This is a genomic window from Pseudomonas sp. 3JA (genome assembly GCF_036961705.1).
Taxonomy (GTDB): Bacteria; Pseudomonadota; Gammaproteobacteria; order Pseudomonadales; family Pseudomonadaceae; genus Aquipseudomonas; species Aquipseudomonas fluorescens_Q.
Map to the genome: position 1 here is coordinate 110,209 of NZ_JBAMDJ010000013.1, position 14,522 is coordinate 124,730.

12 protein-coding genes and 1 pseudogene are annotated in these 14,522 nt (G+C 60.6%); 2 read left to right on the top strand and 11 right to left on the bottom strand.

Going from position 1 to position 14,522, the window contains the following annotated elements:
* Positions 1–7: 7 nt before the first annotated feature.
* From V7773_RS12825 to V7773_RS12875, 11 genes and pseudogenes are all read right to left on the bottom strand, one after another.
* On the bottom strand, positions 8–1,336 hold the full coding sequence (locus V7773_RS12825) for a sigma-54-dependent transcriptional regulator (RefSeq protein WP_063324635.1): 1,329 nt from the start codon (positions 1,334–1,336) through the stop codon (positions 8–10).
* Positions 1,333–3,237 carry a sensor histidine kinase gene (locus tag V7773_RS12830; RefSeq protein WP_336073701.1) on the bottom strand — a complete coding sequence of 635 codons (1,905 nt, stop codon included), beginning with the start codon at positions 3,235–3,237 and terminating at the stop codon, positions 1,333–1,335. The genes V7773_RS12825 and V7773_RS12830 overlap by 4 nt, the downstream gene beginning before the upstream one ends.
* Before the next feature lie 212 nt (positions 3,238–3,449).
* Positions 3,450–4,184, bottom strand: a complete 735-nt coding sequence (locus V7773_RS12835; RefSeq protein ID WP_003204983.1) for an amino acid ABC transporter ATP-binding protein — start codon at positions 4,182–4,184, stop codon at positions 3,450–3,452.
* Complete coding sequence (locus V7773_RS12840) at positions 4,181–4,852, bottom strand: amino acid ABC transporter permease (protein ID WP_063324637.1); 672 nt, start codon at positions 4,850–4,852, stop codon at positions 4,181–4,183. Before V7773_RS12840 ends, V7773_RS12835 begins: the two co-directional genes overlap by 4 nt.
* Positions 4,852–5,598 (bottom strand): amino acid ABC transporter permease, encoded by a 747-nt coding sequence (locus V7773_RS12845; RefSeq protein ID WP_063324638.1) that lies wholly within the window; start codon positions 5,596–5,598, stop codon positions 4,852–4,854. The genes V7773_RS12840 and V7773_RS12845 overlap by 1 nt, the downstream gene beginning before the upstream one ends.
* Before the next feature lie 190 nt (positions 5,599–5,788).
* Positions 5,789–6,703 carry a glutamate/aspartate ABC transporter substrate-binding protein gene (locus V7773_RS12850; RefSeq protein WP_063324639.1) on the bottom strand — a complete coding sequence of 305 codons (915 nt, stop codon included), beginning with the start codon at positions 6,701–6,703 and terminating at the stop codon, positions 5,789–5,791.
* A 461-nt stretch (positions 6,704–7,164) separates the two neighbouring features.
* On the bottom strand, positions 7,165–8,703 hold the full coding sequence (gene glpD, locus V7773_RS12855; protein WP_063324640.1) for a glycerol-3-phosphate dehydrogenase: 1,539 nt from the start codon (positions 8,701–8,703) through the stop codon (positions 7,165–7,167).
* Between the two features lie 320 nt (positions 8,704–9,023).
* Positions 9,024–9,161 (bottom strand): annotated as a pseudogene (locus V7773_RS12860) (transcriptional regulator); the annotation flags it as partial.
* Positions 9,162–9,397: 236 nt separating this feature from the next.
* Positions 9,398–10,153 carry a DeoR/GlpR family transcriptional regulator gene (locus V7773_RS12865; RefSeq protein ID WP_003204973.1) on the bottom strand — a complete coding sequence of 252 codons (756 nt, stop codon included), beginning with the start codon at positions 10,151–10,153 and terminating at the stop codon, positions 9,398–9,400.
* An 85-nt stretch (positions 10,154–10,238) separates the two neighbouring features.
* Positions 10,239–11,744: a glycerol kinase GlpK gene (gene glpK / locus V7773_RS12870; RefSeq protein WP_336073705.1), complete on the bottom strand. Its 1,506-nt coding sequence runs from the start codon at positions 11,742–11,744 to the stop codon at positions 10,239–10,241.
* Between the two features lie 93 nt (positions 11,745–11,837).
* Positions 11,838–12,689, bottom strand: a complete 852-nt coding sequence (locus V7773_RS12875; protein ID WP_336073706.1) for an MIP/aquaporin family protein — start codon at positions 12,687–12,689, stop codon at positions 11,838–11,840.
* 323 nt (positions 12,690–13,012) lie between these two features.
* Here V7773_RS12875 and ybaK point away from each other — a divergent pair, with 323 nt between their 5' ends.
* Complete coding sequence (gene ybaK / locus V7773_RS12880; RefSeq protein ID WP_063324643.1) at positions 13,013–13,483, top strand: Cys-tRNA(Pro) deacylase; 471 nt, start codon at positions 13,013–13,015, stop codon at positions 13,481–13,483.
* 174 nt (positions 13,484–13,657) lie between these two features.
* Entirely contained in the window at positions 13,658–14,440 is a 783-nt protein-coding gene (locus V7773_RS12885; protein WP_063324644.1) for a PhzF family phenazine biosynthesis protein, read from the top strand.
* The last annotated feature ends 82 nt before the right edge of the window (positions 14,441–14,522 follow it).

Here is a 14,522-nt window from a genome sequence, read left to right on the forward strand (position 1 = left end):
CAGTTGATTAATGGCTCAAGCCATATTTTTTGACTTTGTCGAACAGCGTGGTCTTGGCCATGCCCAGCTCCTGGCTGGCCTGGGTCAGGTTGCCGCCGCTGCGTTGCAGGGCGTCCACCAGCAGGTTGCGCTCGAAGGCTTCGACTGCTTCGGCGAAAGCCAGGCCCTGGTTGCCGCCGCTGGCACCGGAGCGCTTGAACGCCGGCAGGCCCAGGGCGTAACGCTCGGCGACGTTGCGCAGTTCGCGTACGTTGCCCGGCCAGTCGTGGCTCATCAGGTTCGACAGGGTCTGGTTGTCCAGCTCCGGCACCGTGCGGTCGAAGCGCAGGGACGACTGCTGGAGAAAATGCTCGAACAGTTGCAGGATGTCTTCGCGTCGCTCGCGCAAGGGCGGCAGTTCCAGGGTCACCACGTTGAGGCGGTAATACAAGTCGCTGCGGAACTGCCCGGTCCGGCCCATTTCGTCCAGGTCGGACTTGGTGGCGGCGATCACCCGGCAATCCACGGCCACGCTCTGGTTCGAACCCAGGCGCTCTAGGGTGCGTTCCTGCAACACGCGCAGCAACTTGATCTGCAACGGCAGGGGCATGCTTTCCACTTCGTCGAGAAACAACGTGCCGCCATCGGCGTGCTCGATCTTGCCGATCCGGCGTTTGCCGGCACCGGTAAAGGCATTGGCCTCGTGGCCGAAAATCTCGCTTTCGAACAGGTTCTCTGGCAGGCCGCCGCAGTTCAGTGCGACGAACTGCTTGTCGTGGCGTCGGCTGAAGTCATGCAGGCAACGGGCGACCAATTCCTTGCCAGTACCGGTTTCACCTTCGATCAGCACGTTGGCCGAGGTGTCGGCGACGTTGGCGATCAGCGCGCGCAGGTGCTGCATGGCGGGCGAGCGGCCGATGATCCGGCCTTCCAGGGAATCGCGTTCGGCCAATTGCCGACGCAGCGACGACACTTCCCGGGCGAGGCTGCGCTGCTCCAGGGCACGGCGGGCGACGTCCACCAGGCGTTCAGGGGAGAAGGGCTTCTCCATGAAGTCATAGGCACCTTTTTGCATGGCGCCGACGGCCATGGAGATGTCGCCGTGGCCAGTGATCAGCACCACCGGCAAGCTGCGGTCCCGCGCCTTGAGTCGGGTCAGCAGTTCCAGGCCATCGATGCCCGGCAGGCGAATGTCGCTGATGACGATGCCGGCAAAGTTATCGTCGACGCGCTCCAGGGCCTCTTCGGCGCTGCCCACGCCGATGCAGGGAATGTCTTCCAGGGTCAGTGCCTGCTTGCAGCCCAGCAGGACATGGGGGTCGTCTTCGACGATCAATACGCTCAGGTCGTTGTTCATAGCGGCTCGGCAGGTAAAAGGCTTACCAACGGTAAACTGAGGACAAACGTGGTTCCACTGCCCTCGACCGGGTGTTCGACGCCCAGGTAGCCACCCGTGGCGGCGGCCAGGCTGGCGGAAAGCGTCAGGCCCAGGCCCAGGCCTTGTTCGCCGGGTTTGGTGGTGAAGAAGGGTTCGAACAGATGCTTGCGTGCTTCTGGGTCAATGCCATGGCCGTTATCCCGCACGCGCAGGCGATACTTGCCATCGCCGGCCTGGCCTTCGAGCCAGAGCTGTGGTTCGGGTTGCGTCTGCATGGCGTCCAGGGCATTGCCGATCAGGTTCACCAGGATCTGCTCCAGGCGCGTCTGGTCAATTTGCACCTGGACGTCGTCGAAGCTGGAATGAATCTGGATGTTCAAGCTTTCAAGACGAGCGCCCAGCAGTTGCAGCGCGGCCTCGACTCCATTGCCGAGGCTGGCCTGGCCCTGGTCGTCCCCACGCCGGGCAAAGGAGCGCAGGCTGGCGGTGATCCGGCCCATGCGGTCGATCAAATCGTTGATGGTCTTGAGGTTGGCGCTGGCGATATCCAGCTGGCCGCGTTCCAGGAAGCGCACGGTGTTGCCGGACAAGGTGCGCAGTGCCGCCAGCGGCTGGTTGAGTTCGTGGGCGATGCTGGTGGACATCTGGCCGATGGCAGCCAGTTTTCCGGCCTGGACCAATTCGTCCTGGGCCCGGCGCAAGGTCTCTTCGGCCTGTCGCCGCTCGCGGATCTGGCCCTTGAGTCGTTCGTTGCTGGCGCGCAGGTCGGTGGTGCGTTCGGTAATCCGACGCTCGAGCTGGTTGTTGGCTTGCTGCAAGGCTTCCCGGGCTGCGAGACGGGTGGCGATGACCTTGCGCCGTTCGTTCCAGGCGATCAACAGGAATGCCACCAGGGCGAAGGCCACGGCCACCAGGATGCCTTGGTTGATCGCCTGGCGACGCAGGTCTTCAAGTGGGGTCAGCAGGGTGAAATTCCATGGTGTATCGCTCAAGGGCCGGGTCTGCGACAAGTAGCTGATGGCGCGCTCGTCGGACACCAGTTCGCTGTTGGCCGGGAATGTCAGCTTCTCCATGCCTTCGGCCAGGTGTTCCCGGGCCAGGGGCACCAGTTCATTGAGCGGGAACCAGTAGTACTGCAGGCTGCGGGCCAGGCGTTCCTTGGTGTCGTCGCTCAGGGGGCGAACCGACTTGAGCCGTCGCGCCGGGTCGCTGGACAGGATAATGATGCCGTTCTCATCACTGACGAACGCCTCCAGCCGCGCACGCTGCCAGCGTTCCTCAAGGGCTTCGAGGCGTACCTTGACCACGGCGACGCCGATGATCTTGCCTTGTTGTTCCAGGCCATGGGCCAGGTAGTAGCCGGGTTCGCCGTTGGTACTGCCGATTCCGTAGAAGCGCCCCGGCTGGCCGCGCACGGCATTCTGGAAGTAGGCACGGAAGGACAGGTCTTCGCCCAGGTAACTGTCGACATCGCGCCAGTTGCTGGTGGCCATCACCCGGCCGGTGGTGTCCATCACGTAGATGGCCCGGCTGCGGCTGCGACGGTTCAGGCCTTCGAGGTATTCATTGACGATCTTGCGGTGCTCGGGTGTCGGGTCGTCGAGCAGTTGCGAGACACTTGACTCAAGCTCCAGCAGGCTGGGCAGGTAGGTGTACTTGCTGATCTCGCTCTCGACCGCACGGGCGTGCAGTTCCAACTGGCGCTCGCCATTCTCGGCGAGGCCACGTACGCCATAGTGCTCGCTGATCCAGAAGCCGAGGTAACCCAGGCCGATCATCAGGGCAATGACCAGTGGCGGCAGGAACAGATGGCGGATCAGGCGGGGTTTCACGGCGAGTGATGGCGGCGCGGCGCGATAGAGGGTGGGGTCGCATTTCATCACAGAAGCCTTGGGTCAACCAGTGTGGCGGCGGCCGCCCTTCGAACCCGGTCCGGTGGCGAGGGAGCTTGCTCCCGCTCGGCTGCGAAGCAGTCGCATAATCGGCTCATGCAGTATGCCAGGTACACCGCATTCGCCGGTTTTGGGGTCGCTGCGCGACCCAGCGGGAGCAAGCTCCCTCGCCACAGGAGCCGCTCCAAAGGACGTGGCGCTTAGTGCTGCAGGATTTTCTCGAGGAAATGCTGCGCGCGTTCGGAACGGGCGCTGATGTCGCCGAAGAACTCTTCTTTCTTGCAGTCTTCGATGATCTGGCCCTGGTCCATGAATATCACCCGGTTCGCCACTTTGCGGGCGAAGCCCATTTCGTGGGTCACGCACATCATGGTCATGCCTTCGTGGGCCAGTTGCACCATCACGTCGAGCACTTCGTTGACCATTTCCGGGTCGAGAGCCGAGGTCGGCTCGTCGAACAGCATCACCACCGGGTCCATCGCCAGGGCACGGGCAATCGCCACGCGCTGCTGCTGACCGCCGGAGAGCTGGCCCGGGTGCTTGTGGGCGTGGGCCGAGAGGCCGACCCGCTCAAGCAGTTGCAAGCCTTTCTTGGTGGCCTCTTCCTTGCTGCGGCCCAGCACCTTGATCTGCGCGATGGTCAGGTTTTCGGTGATGGTCAGGTGCGGGAACAGTTCGAAATGCTGGAACACCATGCCCACGCGCGAGCGCAGTTTCGGCAGGTTGGTCTTCGGGTCGGCGATGGACGTGCCATCGACCACGATGTCGCCTTTCTGGAACGGTTCCAGGGCGTTCACGCATTTGATCAGCGTGGATTTGCCGGAACCGGACGGCCCGCACACCACCACCACCTCACCTTTGCTGACCTCGGTGCTGCAATTGGTCAGTACCTGGAAGTCCCCATACCACTTGTTGATGTTCTTGATAGAGATCATACGGCGAACCTTTTTTGCAGACGCTTGACCAGCTGCGAGGCGGCAAAGCTGACGGTGAAGTACACGAGACCTGCGATGATCAGGAACTCATTGGAGCGGCCGATGATGTCGCCACTGGCCCGCGAAGCATTGAGGAAGTCCACCAGGCCGACCGTGTAGACCAACGAGGTGTCCTGAAACAGGATGATGCTTTGTTGCAACAGCAGCGGGGTCATCTTGCGAAACGCCTGGGGCAGGATGATCAGGCGCATGGTCTGGCCGTAATTCATCCCCAGTGCCTGGGCGGCCCCCATCTGGCCCTTGGGAATCGACTGCACGCCAGCCCGGACGATTTCGCAGAAGTACGCCGCTTCGAACATCATGAACGCCACGATGCAGGAACCGAATGCCCCGATCGGCGTATCTTCGCCGGTGATCCAGCGCAGCACGAACGGTACCGCCAGGTAGAACCAGGTGATCACCAGCAGCAGCGGGATCGAGCGGAAATAGTTGACGTAGGCGCCAGCGATATTGGAGACCAGCTTGTTATGGGACAGGCGCATCAGCGCCAGGATCGTGCCGAGGATGATCCCGCCGACCACGCCCAAGGCCATCAGCTTGAGGGTCATCACCATGCCGTTCCACAAACCGGGAATGGCCGGGATGATGCCAGTGAAGTCGAATTCCATTATTTACCCCCCACGGAGATCAGGCCGGGCACCGCGACTTTCTTCTCGACCATGCGCATGAGCAGCATCAGGCTCATGTTCAGGGTGAAATAGATCAGCGTGGCCAGGGTAAAGGCTTCGAACAGGTTGGCGGAGAACTCGGCGGTCTGCTTGGTCTGCGCGAGCAACTCCATCAGGCCGATCAGCGAGGCCACGGAGGAGTTCTTGAAGACGTTGAGGAATTCCGAGGTAAGCGGCGGAATGATGATCCGGTAGGCCTGGGGCAGCAGCACGTTCCAGTAGATCTGCGGCAGCTTGAAGCCCATGGCACGGGCGGCGGATTCCTGGCCGCGCGGCAGCGCCTGGATACCGGTACGCACCTGTTCGCAAACACGGGCGGCGGTGAACAGGCCCAGGCACACGACGACGCTCAGGTAGGCCGAGGTGGTCGGGTTCAGGTCCTGCTTGTACCACTCCTGCATATCGGCGGGCAGCAGGTCCGGCACCAGGAAGTACCAGATGAACAGCTGAACCAGCAGCGGCACATTACGGAAAAGTTCCACGTAGCACGTGGCGATACCCGATACGAGCCGGTTCGGCACGGTACGCATGACGCCTAGTATCGAGCCGAGCAGCAGGGCGATGATCCAGGCTACGATGGCGATGGCGATGGTCCAGCCCAAGCCGGACACGTACCAGTCGAGATAAGTCTCGCTGCCCACGCCGGTGGACTTGAAGAACACGCCCCAGTCCCAGTTGTAATTCATTAGGGTCTCCCCTCAGATCGTTCGATGTACAAATGCCCGCCTGGGGAAACTCCGTTCCCGCCCGACTTGAAGGCCAGGCACACGCGATCGGCTCGACAGCCACCGGTTCGAGTGTTTCCAGATTTGCCAGCAGGGAGTGACCATCCCCTGAAAGGGCCGGGCCCTTTCAGGGGATAAGGTTAGTCAGAAATCAGGATTTCTTGTCGTCAGCCGCTTTATCGGTCGGCTTGGCGATCAGTGCCTTGAGTTCGTCGCTCATCGGGAAGTTCAGGTTCAGGCCTTTTGGCGGGATAGGTTGCATGAACCATTTTTCGTAGATCTTGTTGATCTCTCCCGACGCGTAGGTGGCCTTGATGGCGTCATCGACAGCCTTTTTGAACGGCTCGTCGCCCTTGCGCATCATGCAGCCATAGATTTCGTAGGACTGTGGGGTGCCGGTCACGGCCCAGTCATCGGCTTTCTTGGCCTTGGCGGCTTCGCCAGCCAGCAGGGCGTCGTCCATCATGAACGCGACGGCACGACCCGATTCCAGCATCTGGAAGGATTCGCCATGGTCCTTGGCGGAGATGACGTTCATGCCCATCTGCTTGTCGGCGTTCATCGCCTTGAGAATGCGCTCGGACGTGGTGCCGGCGGTGGTCACGACGTTCTTGCCCTTGAGGTCGTCGAAATCCTTGTACTTGGAATCTTTCTTGGAGAGCAGCTTGGTGCCGATCTCGAAAATGCCAACGGAGAAGTCAACCTGCTGCTGACGCTCGACGTTGTTGGTGGTGGAGCCGCATTCCAGGTCCACGGTGCCGTTCTGCACCAGTGGGATACGGGTTTGCGAGGTGACCAGGTTGTATTTGATCTGCAGGTTGGGCAGGTCCAGGTCTTTTTTCAGTGCTTCGACGACTTTCATCTGGATATCGTGGGAGTAGCCAACCGGTTTGCCGGAAGCGTCCGCGATGTAGGAAAACGGAATGGAAGCGTCGCGATGGCCAAGCGTGATAACGCCGGACTCTTTGATCTTTTTCAGCGTGCCGGTCAGTTCGGCTGCGAAAACCGGGGTGCTGATCAGAGCGGCAGCCATGGCTGCGCCCAGGAGATGGGGAACGATACGCATCGATGTTTCCTCGACATTGTTTTTTTTATTTCGGCCGGTTTGTCGGCCCTGAGTACTTCGAAGTGCCTGGCAGCTCCTGTTGTGTTGGCGTACAGGCATTCGTCTCCAGAAGTGTAGAGCATGACTCGTGCCAGGCCAGGGCTGTCTGTTTAACTTGTTGTTTTATATGGTAATTAATGTTTTGTTTCAGGTTTATGCGGGCTGCTTTATCCGGTTAGCCGAACTGACGGGCGGGTCATGTTCGGAAAACCGAATGGCTTGAGCCCGTCTCGATCCATTGTGGGAGTGAGCTTGCTCGCGATAGCGGTGTGTCAGCCCATACAGGGTTGAATGTGCTGGCCTCATCGCGAGCAAGCTCGCTTGTATGTTTAGACTTGAAAGGGTGGGCGGAGGTGGATGCCACATAGCAAAAAGCCCCTGAATCGCTGGATTCAGGGGCTCTGGGTTTTGTGGGATATCCGTCAGGCCGCTTCGATCTTGCGGCGGTTGTGCTCGACCTTGTCCAGGTACTGCTGGAGTTTCTCCTGCTCGACCGGGGTGGTGAACAAGCCCAGCTTGCTGCGGCGCCACAGGATGTCCTGGGCATCGACGGCCCACTCGTCGCTGCACAGGTAGTCGACTTCGCGCGTATAGAGGCCGGCGCCGATGTGCTCACCCAAGTCGCCCAGGTTGTGCACGCCTTCGAGCATGCGCCAGGTGCGGCTGCCGTAGGTAGTGGCCCAGCGGCGGGCGATGTCGGTTGGCAGCCAGTCGAACTTGTCGCGGATCGCCGAGCACAGCGCCTGCGGGGTGGTCATGTTTTCGCCGCCGGGGAGGGCCTCTACGGCGGTCCAGCCCGGACGCATTTGCGTGAAATACGGGGCCAGTTGCGCCATCGCCGATTCGGCCAACTTGCGATAGGTGGTCAGCTTGCCGCCGAACACCGACAGCAAGGGGGCTTCTTCACCGCCACCCGACAGCGCCAGGGTGTAGTCGCGGGTCACGGCCGATGGGTTGTCGGATTCGTCGTTGCACAGCGGGCGTACACCGGAATAACTGTGCAGGATATCGTCGCGGCTGATCTGCTTCTTGAAGTGGGCGTTGACCACCTTCAACAGGTAATCGGTTTCACCCTCGGTGATCGCCACTTTGGCCGGGTCACCGGTGTATTCGCGGTCAGTCGTGCCGATCAGGGTGAACTGGTTAAGGTACGGAATGGTGAACACGATGCGCTGGTCTTCGTTCTGCAGAATGTGCGCATGTTCGCCTTCGTAGAGTTTCGGCACGATCAGGTGGCTGCCCTGGATCAGACGGATGCCATAGGGCGATTCCAGCTTCAGGTCATCGCGAATGAACTTGGCGACCCACGGGCCGGCGGCGTTGACCAGCGCCTTGGCGCGGATCGAAAACAGGCTGCCGTCGGCACGTTCCAGGTGCAGGTGCCACAGGCCTTTGCTGCGGCGGGCATTCACGCAGCGTGTGCGGGTGTGGATGTGCGCGCCTTTTTCCCGGGCGGCCATGGCGTTGAGTACCACCAGCCGCGCATCGTCGACCCAGCAGTCGGAATATTCGAAACCTTTGGTGATCTCGCTTTTCAATGCGCTGTCGGCACCGAACTTCAGGCTTTTGGAGCCGGCGAGCTGCTCACGCTTGCCCAGGTGATCGTAGAGGAACAGGCCGGCGCGAATCATCCAGGCCGGGCGCAGATGCGGGCGGTGAGGCAATACGAAGCGCATTTGCTTGACGATGTGCGGGGCCTTGGTCAGCAGCACTTCGCGCTCGGCCAGCGCTTCGCGCACCAGGCGAAATTCATAATGTTCGAGGTAGCGCAGGCCACCGTGGATCAGCTTGCTGCTGGCCGACGATGTGTGGCTGGCCAGGTCGTCCTTTTCGCAAAGGAACACCGAAAGACCGCGACCGGCAGCGTCCGCGGCAATCCCCACGCCGTTGATCCCGCCACCAATGACGGCGATGTCGTAAATCTCGGCGAGAGGGGGCGTAGGCAAGGTAGAAGTGGGCATCGGCTGGCCTCGGGCTCTTTTTCGCAATATTTGAATTCGAACATAAATGTTCATTTGCGAAAATACTAGCCCATAAAGACCGCAACAGCCAGCTGACTTCGATTGAAAATACTGATCAAAGGAAGCTGAAAGGAAAATTTTCGAACAAAAAAGTTACTGGTGAAGTGCGTTTGTGGCGAGGGAGCTTGCTCCCGCTGGGCGGCGCAGCCGCCCCAAGATGGACTGACGCGGTCTTCCAGGCAGACCGCGTCAACCGGTTTTACGACGGCTGCGCCGCCGAGCGGGAGCAAGCTCCCTCGCCACAAAAGCAGGTCGGTATTTCACTGCGCTACACCGAAGCGCTCGGCCAGCCAGCGGATCTGCCTCAAATTGAGCTGACGCTTACCGCTCAAAACCTCCGATACCACCGACTGGGTACCAACGCCTGGCAAGTCGCTCTGGCTCATGCCATGTTCACGGAATGGGGCAAGCGCCTGGAGTTCATCTGCTCGTCGTAACCCGGCCCCTCGGCTGAACACATAACTGTTTGGAGGCATGGTTAACCCTGTGGCGAGGGAGCTTGCTCCCGCTCGGCTGCGAAGCAGTCGTAAAACCGGCTGGCGCGGTGTGCCTGAAAGATCGCGTCAGCTCATTTGGGGCGGCTCCGCCACCCAGCGGGAGCAAGCTCCCTCGCCACAGGGTAACGGGGAGGGCGTCAGACCACTTCCAGGCGAATCTTGTGCTGGCTCAACAACTGCGCCAGGGCCGGCACCGGTTGCTGGTCGGTCACCAGGCAGTCGATCAGGCTGATGGGGCCCAGGCGGACCATGGCATTGCGTCCGAACTTGCTGGAGTCCGCCGCCAGCAGCACTTGCCGGGCGTTGGCGATGATGGCTTGGGAAACCCGTACTTCCTGATAGTCGAAGTCCAGCAGGCTGCCGTCTTCATCGATCCCGCTGATGCCCACCAAGGCGAAGTCGACCTTGAACTGGTTGATGAAGTCGACGCTCGCCTGGCCCACCACGCCGCCGTCACGCCGTACGTTGCCGCCAGCGATCAGGACTTCGAAGTCGTCCTTGGCACTGAGGATCGAAGCCACGTGCAGGTTATTGGTGATGACCTTCAGATGGTTGTGATTGAGCAGCGCCCGGGCAATGGATTCGGTGGTGGTGCCGATGTTGATGAACAGCGAGGCATGATCGGGGATCTGGGCGGCGATGGCTTCGGCGATGCGTTGCTTCTCGTCGCGCATCTGATCGGCGCGCATGGCGTAGGCGGTGTTTTCCACGCTTGAATCGTAGGCGGCGCCGCCGTGGTAGCGACGCAGCAGGTTCACCTCCGCCAGTTGGTTGATATCGCGGCGAATGGTTTGCGGGGTGACGACGAATAGCTGCGCCATTTCCTCGATGCTGACATAGCCGCGTTCGCGGACCAGTTCGAGGATTTGCTGCTGGCGGGGAGGCAGATTCATGGGGCTTCCTTTGGGCTGCCGTACAAAATTTGCCCATGATGCCGCAGGAATCCGCTTCCGACCAGTTTCAGAGCCTTATCAGGCTTTATTCAGCGTCTTCATGGGGTTCCCAGTCACGGGTGCGACTGACCGCCTTCTGCCAGCCGGCGTAGAGTTTTTCCTTCGCCTGTTCGTCCAGTTGCGGTTCGAATTCGCGCTCGATCACCGCTTTGCCGCGCAGTTCTTCCAGGCTGCCCCAGAAGCCGCATGCCAGGCCGGCCAAATACGCAGCACCCAGGGCGGTGGTTTCACGCATTTTCGGGCGCTCGACCTGGGTGCCCAGGATGTCGGCCTGGAACTGCATCAGGAAGTTGTTCGCTACCGCGCCACCGTCGACGCGCAGGGCCTTGAGGCGTTCACCCGAATCCTGCTGCATGGCGTCGAGTACGTCGCGGGTCTGGTAGGCAATCGACTCCAGTGCTGCACGAATGATGTGGTCGACGCGTACGCCGCGGGTCAGGCCAAACAGCGCGCCACGGGCATAGGGGTCCCAATACGGCGCGCCCAGGCCGGTGAAGGCGGGCACCAGGTACACGCCGTTGCTGTCCTTGACCTTGTTGGCAAAGTATTCGGTATCCAGCGCATCGTTGATGATTTTCAGTTCGTCGCGCAGCCACTGGACCGTGGAGCCGCCATTGAAGACTGCACCTTCCAGGGCGTAGGCGACTTCGCCGCGTGGGCCGCAGGCGATGGTGGTGAGCATGCCGTGATTGGATTTGACGGCCTTGCTGCCGGTGTTCATCAGCAGGAAACAGCCGGTGCCGTAGGTGTTTTTCGCCTGGCCCGGCTCCACGCACATCTGGCCGAAAAGCGCCGCCTGCTGGTCGCCGGCGATGCCGCCGATGGCGATGCCGCTCTTGGTGCGGCCATAGATCTCCGAGGACGATTTCACTTCCGGGAGCATTTCGCGGGGGATGTCGAGGATGTCGAGCATCTTCGCGTCCCATTCCAGCGAGTGAATGTTGAAGAGCATGGTGCGCGAGGCGTTGGTGTAGTCGGTGACATGGACCTTGCCGCCGGTGAATTTCCAGATCAGCCAGCTGTCGACGGTGCCGAACAGCAGTTCACCGTTGCGCGCACGCTCACGGCTGCCTTCGACGTTGTCCAGGATCCACTTGAGCTTGGTGCCGGAGAAATAGGGGTCGGTGACCAGTCCCGTGGTTGCGCTGATGTACTGCTCGTGGCCGTCGCGCTTGAGCTGCTGGCAGATTTCGGTACTGCGGCGGCATTGCCAGACGATGGCGTTGTAGATTGGCCGGCCGGTGGTCTTGTCCCAGACCACGGTGGTTTCACGCTGGTTGGTGATGCCGATGGCGGCGACCTGATCATGGTGCAGGCCGGCTTGGGCGAGGGCTTCTACCATCACGGCGCTCTGGGTGGCGAAGATTTCCATCGGGTCGTGTTCGACCCAGCCAGCCTGCGGATAATGTTGGGCGAATTCGCGCTGGGCGGTGCAGACCACGTTGGCGTCACGGTCGAAGATGATTGCCCGCGAGCTGGTCGTACCCTGGTCGAGGGCAATGATGTAGTTCTTGTTCTGTATATCGGTCATGTCGATTGCCTCGGGTCTTTCTATAAAAGGGAGACTAGATAAAGGAAGAAGCCACGGCGCAGGCTGGAGTGGCAGGAGCCTGCGCCGACTGTTTCAGGATGTTCTGGGCTTGCCGTCAATGGCCGGTTCTGCATCCGTTGTAGCAGTTATGGCGCTGGGCAGGTGGCGGGCAATCAAGCCGCGATAAGCCGCAGCACCCAGGCATGCACCCACAATCGGGGCAAAAACAGGAACCAGGAAGTACGGGATGTCGCGCCCGCCCGTGAGGGAAATTTCACCCCAGCCGGCGAAGAAAGTCATCAGTTTAGGGCCGAAGTCCCGCGCCGGGTTCATCGCAAAGCCTGTCAGCGGCCCCATGGAGCTGCCGATCACCGCAATCAGCAGGCCGATCAGCAGTGGCGCCAGCGGGCCGCGAGGCAAACCATTGTTGTCATCGGTCAGGGACATGATCACTCCCATCAGGATGGCCGTGATGATCACCTCCACGAGGAAGGCTTGGCCGGTGGACAGTGCGGCGTGGGGGTAGGTGGAAAACACCGAGGCCAGTTCGAGGCTGGCTTCGGTGCCTCTAATCATGTGTCGAGACTGTTCGAAATCGAAGAATAGGTTGCTGTACAGCGTGTAGACCAGAAATGCGCCGCAGAAAGCACCGGCCACTTGGGACAGCATATAGAAAGGCAGTTTGCGCTTTTCGAAACCGGTGAAAATGCACAGGGCAATGCTGACGGCGGGGTTGAGATGGGCGCCGGAAATGCCCGCGCTCAGATAGATCGCCATGCTGACGCCGACACCCCAGATGAGGCTGATTTCCCACAATCCGAAGCTGGCACCCGCAACCTTGAGGGCCGCGACGCAACCGGTGCCAAAAAAAATCAGTAGGGCAGTGCCCAGGAATTCAGCCAGGCATTGGCTGGGCAGGGACGGCTGTTGTAAAGCAGTTGTCATTCAAACCTCGGTTTTTTGTTGTTTTGCTGCGCCTTCGATAAAGCTCGATGGCGCGATCTCCAACGAGGCAGGATCCCCATCCTGATCTCGAGTTGCTGCTTGAGACCTGCGATATGACTTTCAGTTTCGAAAAAATATAGACAAGAAACGCTGGTGTCAAAGGTCGAAAGTGAACCGTCGGTCACATTTCAACTATTCGTGACGTGAATGACTCTTGCGCTGGCGGCGGATCACCGGCACTCATGACGCCCTCCCAAGCCTTTTCGCTGGCGATGGCTTAGAATCCGGCCACTCTTTTTTTCATTTCCTTGTCAGGAGCAGTCATGACACCCGCGTTGGATCTGCTTAAGAAAGTGCGCGCCGAACATCGCATCCACAGTTACGAACACGATCCCAAGGCCGCGTCTTACGGTTTGGAAGCGGCGGAAAAGCTCGGCCTGGATCCGGCGCAGGTGTTCAAGACGTTGTTGGCGGCCAGCGAAAAAGGTGAGCTGTTGGTGGCGGTGGTGCCCGTGGCCGGAAGCCTGGATTTGAAAGGTCTGGCCCATGCCGCCGGGGTGAAAAAGGTCGAGATGGCCGACCCCGCCGCCGCGCAGCGTTCGACCGGTTATTTACTGGGTGGGATCAGCCCGCTGGGGCAGAAGAAGCGCCTGCGCACCTTTATCGACAGTTCCGCACAGCCGCTCGCCAGCATGTTTGTCAGTGCGGGAAGACGCGGCTTGGAAGTCGAGTTGGCGCCTTCGGTATTGAAGGAGCACACCGGGGCGACGTTTGCAGACATTGGGCGCGCTTGAATAACGGCTGCGCAGCCGAGCGGGAGCCAGCGCCCTCGCCACAAGGGTATGAAAGGCTAAGCTTGGCGTCAGAGCTTCCATCCCCCGCTGTAGGGTGAAAATTCTACTGATCTGTCACTGGATAAGCTGTGCCGCTGCGCCGCATGCTGGCGCATCAAAAAAAGGAGAAGTGCCATGCAGCTTGCGTTTCATCAGGTCGATGCGTTCAGTGACCGGCCGTTCGGCGGTAACCCGGCGATGGTCTATCGCCTCGACGGCTGGCTTGCTGATGACTTGATGCAGAAGATCGCCGCCGAACATAACCTGGCTGAAACCGCGTTTCTGGTGCGTGAAGGCCAGCATTGGCATATCCGCTGGTTCACGCCCACCACCGAAGTCCCGCTGTGCGGGCACGCCACGTTGGCCAGCGCTTATGTACTGTTCGAGGTCTACCACGAACCCGTAGGGCGGCTGGATTTCATCTGCAAGTCCGGGGCGTTGAGCGTCACGCGCGAAGGTGATCGGCTGTGGCTGGATTTTCCGGCCATCGTGCCCGCCGAGTTGGGGGCATCCCTGGCAGTCCAGAGTGCCTTGGGTGTCGAAGCGGTGGACGTGCTGAGCTCCAACGAACTGTTCGTGGTGTTGGAGTCGGAGCAAGCGGTGCTCGATTGCAAGCCGGACATGGCGGCCCTGGCTAAACTGCCTTGGCCGGGCGCTATCGTGACCGCGCCGGGGAGCAAGCATGATTTTGTTTCGCGCTATTTTGCCCCGGCGATTGGCATCAACGAAGACCCGGTCACCGGCTCGACCCACTGCAGCCTGATTCCCTACTGGTCCAAACGCTTGGGTAAACACGGGCTGACGGCTTATCAATGCTCGGCCCGGGGTGGGGCGTTGTTCTGTCGGTTGGAAGGTGAGCGGGTGAAGATCGGTGGGAATGCGACGTTGGTGGCCAGTGGGACGTTGATGCTGGGCTGAGATCAAGGTCTGTGCACTTTCCGTGGCGAGGGAGCTTGCTCCCGCTGGGCTGCGAAGCAGCCCTCAAAACAGTCACCTCGGC